The sequence below is a fragment of the Blautia sp. ZXY-1-B12 genome (genome assembly GCF_056339915.1).
Genome location: NZ_JBWJVP010000035.1, coordinates 1 through 4,492 on the forward strand (window position 1 = coordinate 1; position 4,492 = coordinate 4,492).

At 41.6% G+C, this 4,492-nt stretch carries 2 protein-coding genes, 3 pseudogenes and 1 riboswitch; all 5 genes and pseudogenes read left to right on the top strand.

Features of this window, described 5'->3' with window-relative positions:
- Nucleotides 1-682: AAA family ATPase (locus tag AC075L_RS03010; RefSeq protein ID WP_476387109.1), on the top strand; the 682-nt coding region annotated here is incomplete at its 5' end.
- 85 nt (nt 683-767) lie between these two features.
- Nucleotides 768-882: riboswitch (FMN riboswitch) on the top strand.
- Nucleotides 883-1,127: 245 nt separating this feature from the next.
- Nucleotides 1,128-2,239 (top strand): annotated as a pseudogene (gene ribD, locus AC075L_RS03015) (bifunctional diaminohydroxyphosphoribosylaminopyrimidine deaminase/5-amino-6-(5-phosphoribosylamino)uracil reductase RibD).
- Nucleotides 2,220-2,867, top strand: a complete 648-nt coding sequence (gene ribE / locus AC075L_RS03020) for a riboflavin synthase (RefSeq protein WP_008704016.1) — start codon at nt 2,220-2,222, stop codon at nt 2,865-2,867. The pseudogene ribD and the gene ribE overlap by 20 nt, the downstream one beginning before the upstream one ends.
- Before the next feature lie 163 nt (nt 2,868-3,030).
- Nucleotides 3,031-4,231: pseudogene (locus AC075L_RS03025) on the top strand (bifunctional 3,4-dihydroxy-2-butanone-4-phosphate synthase/GTP cyclohydrolase II).
- 114 nt (nt 4,232-4,345) lie between these two features.
- Nucleotides 4,346-4,492 (top strand): annotated as a pseudogene (locus tag AC075L_RS03030) (6,7-dimethyl-8-ribityllumazine synthase); the annotation flags it as partial.

Sequence of the window (4,492 nt, forward strand, 5' to 3'; positions counted from 1 at the left end):
CCTTGTAGGCCCTGCAGGTACAGGTAAATCCCAGATTGCATACGCAGTTGCCCGTATCCTGAAACTGCCTTGGACAACTCTGGACATGAGTTCCATCAATGATCCGGAACAGCTTACAGGAAGTTCCAGAATCTATGGAAACGCAAAGCCCGGAATCATCATGGAAGCTTTCTCAGCAGCAGCAGGAGAATCCAACCTTGTATTTATTATCAACGAGCTTGATAAAGCAGCGTCAGGTAAGGGCAACGGAAACCCTGCGGACGTACTTCTTACTCTGCTTGACAACCTTGGATTTACAGATAACTATATGGAATGTATGGTGCCCACAGTGGGCGTTTATCCCATTGCTACGGCAAACGATAAATCCCAGATCAGCGCACCTCTTATGTCTCGTTTTGCGGTGATCGATATCCCGGATTATACATCAGAAGAGAAGAAGATCATCTTCTCCAAATATGTTCTTCCGAAAGTTCTGAAACGCATGAGCCTCAAGGCAGAAGAATGCGTAGTAACAGAAGAGGGTCTGAATGCCATCGTTGAATTGCATAAAAATACAAGCGGTATTCGTGATCTGGAACAGGCAGCAGAGCATATCGCAGCCAATGCCCTGTACCAGATTGAAGTAGATCACCTGACAGGTGTGACATTTAATGCAGAGATGGTAAGAGGGTTACTTTCCTGAAAAAAATCTTGACAGAGATAAAAGTTGAGAGTATACTGTCAGATATCAGCAAGATAAATCGCAAAAATTGCTGATAAAAATAAAATAAGATCTTCAGGGCAGGGTGCAATTCCCTACCGGTGGTAAAGCCCACGAGCCATAAGGCATGATTCGGTGCGATTCCGAAGCCGACAGTACAGTCTGGATGAAAGAGGATAACAGTAGAGATACAGAAGAATTAACTGATCTGTGAAAGCTGACTGCTCTGGAATAATTAATTTATTCCAGAGCTTTTTTATATCAATTAAAGTGATTTCAGTGATGAAATAAAGAGTCAGATTCATCGGAAGATAATTCATATCAAATATTAATTACCAAGCCCTGGATGTTGAAAAAACACCGGGGCTTTATTTTATGGGATTTTTATAAAAGAGCAGGAGATGATGGATTGAAAAATATAACGGATATGGAACAGGACAGGCAGTACATGAAAATGGCTTTGGAACTGGCGCAAAAAGGAATGGGTTTTACAGCACCTAATCCGATGGTAGGTGCTGTGATCGTTAAAAACGGAAGGATCATCGGTCAGGGATATCACAGAAAATACGGTGAACTCCATGCGGAGAGAGAAGCTCTGGCAGCATGTACGGAAGAACCTGAAGGAGCATCTATATATGTTACTTTAGAGCCCTGCTGCCATTATGGAAAACAGCCTCCATGCGTGAATGCAATCCTGGAGGCCGGAATCAGACGCGTGATCATCGGATCATCAGATCCTAATCCACTGGTTGCAGGAAAAGGAATCCGGATTTTGAAGGATCATGGAATTGAAGTAACAGAAAATATTTTAAAAGAAGAGTGTGATAAATTGAATGAAGCATTCTTTTATTACATCCAAAATAAAAAACCGTATGTGGTCATGAAATATGCAATGACTATGGATGGAAAAATTGCCGCTTATACAGGAGAATCCAAATGGGTGACAGGAGAAGCTGCCAGAATTCATGTACAGAAACAGCGACTGAAATATACAGGAATTATGGTTGGGGTGGGAACTGTGCGTGGCAGATGATCCGATGCTTACCTGGCAGACTGGAAAACAGCAGAAATCCTGTGCGTATTATCTGCGATTCCCATCTGAGAACACCACTGACATCTAAGATTATAAGAACAGCAGCGACAATTCCTACAATCATTGCAACCAGCAGTAAAGACCAGCAGAAGATAAAGAATTATGAAGATATGGGATGTAAAGTTCTGGATGTCCCGGAAAAAAACGGACACATAGATTTAAACAGACTAATGGAACTTCTGGGAGCTGCAAAGATAGACAGTATCTTACTGGAAGGAGGAGGCACTTTAAACTGGTCAGCACTCGAAAGCGGTATTGTTCAGAAAGTCCAGACCTATATAGCACCCAAACTTTTTGGGGGAGAAAGTGCAAAGACACCGATAGAAGGAAAAGGATTTCCTGATCCTGCCAGCGCAATATTATTAAAAAACAGCGAAATAATCAGAATAGGAGATGATTTTCTTATAGAGAGTGAGGTGAAGAGTAATGTTCACGGGAATTGTTGAAGAACTGGGAACTGTGAAAAAAATAAAAAAAGGAGCAAATTCAGCAGTATTTACGATACGGGCAGAGAAAATTCTGGATGATCTGAAAACAGGGGACAGTGTAGCTGTAAATGGAATCTGCCTCACTGTAACTGCATGTCTGGAAGATGGTTTTACAGCAGATGTGATGCATGAGACATTGAATCGTTCTGCGCTGATTCAGCTTTCTTTGGGACAGCATGTAAATCTGGAAAGGGCAATGCCTGCAAATGGAAGATTTGGAGGACACATTGTTGCCGGGCATGTGGATGGAACAGGAAAAATCACGGAAATTCGCAGAGATGATAATGCTGTCTGGTACACCATTCAGGCTTCACCACAAATTATGAAATATATTGTGACAAAAGGTTCTGTAACAGTTGATGGAATCAGTCTTACAGTGGCAAAAGTCTCAGAAACAGACTTTTCCATTTCTGCAATTCCTCATACAGTAAAGATTACAGTCCTCGGAGAACGCAAAGAAGGAGATATCGTTAATCTGGAGACAGACATAATTGGAAAATACGTGGAAAAATTAATAACGCCTGTGAAAGAACAGCCGATAAAAAGTAATATTACACGGGATTTTCTGAATAAGTATGGCTTTTGACAGAATTAACCACAAAGCTGTTATTCGATTGATGCAGAACTGTACAGTGGATGTTTTATCTGCCTGACACGAACCAGATAAGCAGCCAATACGAATGATTTTGCCCTCTTAACAACAGAAAAATATATTGTATCAGAAAATACATTGCATAAGGAGAGAAAAAATGAACGGATTTGATTCAGTAGAAGAAGCTCTGGAAGAACTTCGGAATGGAAAAATTATTCTGGTAACGGATGATCCGGACAGAGAGAATGAAGGAGATTTTATCTGTGCAGCAGAGTTTGCCACAACAGAAAATATTAACTTTATGGCAACTCACGGAAAAGGACTTATCTGTATGCCAATGTCTGAGGAATATGTAAGAAAACTGGCAGTTCCCGCAGATGGTAGCAGAAAATTCAGATAATCACGAAACTGCTTTTACTGTTTCCGTAGACCATATCAGCACCACTACAGGAATCTCTGCGGCAGAACGTTCTGTTACTGCCATGAAATGTGTGGATGAGAATGCAAAACCCGAAGATTTCAGACGCCCCGGACATATGTTTCCACTTCTGGCGAAGAAGAACGGTGTTCTGGAAAGAAACGGACATACAGAGGCAACTGTAGACCTGTGCAGACTTGCAGGGTTAAAACAGTGCGGGCTGTGCTGTGAAATTATGAGAGAAGACGGCACTATGATGCGGACTTCTGAGTTACGGGAACTTGCCGGAAAGTGGAATCTTAAATTCATAACAATTAAAGATATTCAGAATTACCGTAAATGCCATGATATTCTGGTGGATCGCGTGACGACCACAAAAATGCCGACCAGATACGGAGAGTTTATGGCGTATGGATTTGTAAACCGCCTGAATGGGGAACATCATGTAGCACTGGTAAAAGGTGAAATCGGAGATGGAGAAAACGTCCTGTGCCGTGTGCATTCAGAGTGCCTGACAGGAGACGTTTTTGGATCACAGCGTTGTGACTGCGGACAGCAGTTTGCAGCGGCGATGGCCCAGATTGAGGAAGAAGGCAGAGGGATACTCCTTTATATGAGACAGGAAGGAAGAGGAATCGGACTCATCAATAAACTTCGTGCCTATGAACTTCAGGAACAGGGAATGGATACACTGGAAGCAAATCTGGCACTTGGATTTGCCGGAGACGAAAGAGAATACTACATTGGTGCGCAGATTCTGAGAAATCTTGGGGTAAAAGAGCTGCGGCTGCTGACAAATAACCCGGATAAAGTTTATCAGTTGGAAGAATTTGGAATCAGGATCAAACAGAGAGTTCCGATACAGATGAATGCCACAGCGTATGATCTGCGTTATCTTAAGACAAAACAATTACGAATGGGACATATTCTGAAGTATTAAATACAGCGGGGATTTTCATATATAACGATAACGTTCCCGAAAATAAAATTTACCGTATATAAAAACCTGTACAGGTTAAAAAATATAAATTTACAGATGAAAGGACCAGAAAAAATGAAAACATTAGAAGGAAAACTTAGTATCAGATGGAATGAAAGTAGGAATTGTAGCAGCCCGCTTCAATGAATTTATAACTTCCAAGCTGGTAAGTGGTGCCATGGATGGGCTGACACGTCACAATGTAAAAGAAGAGGACATCCA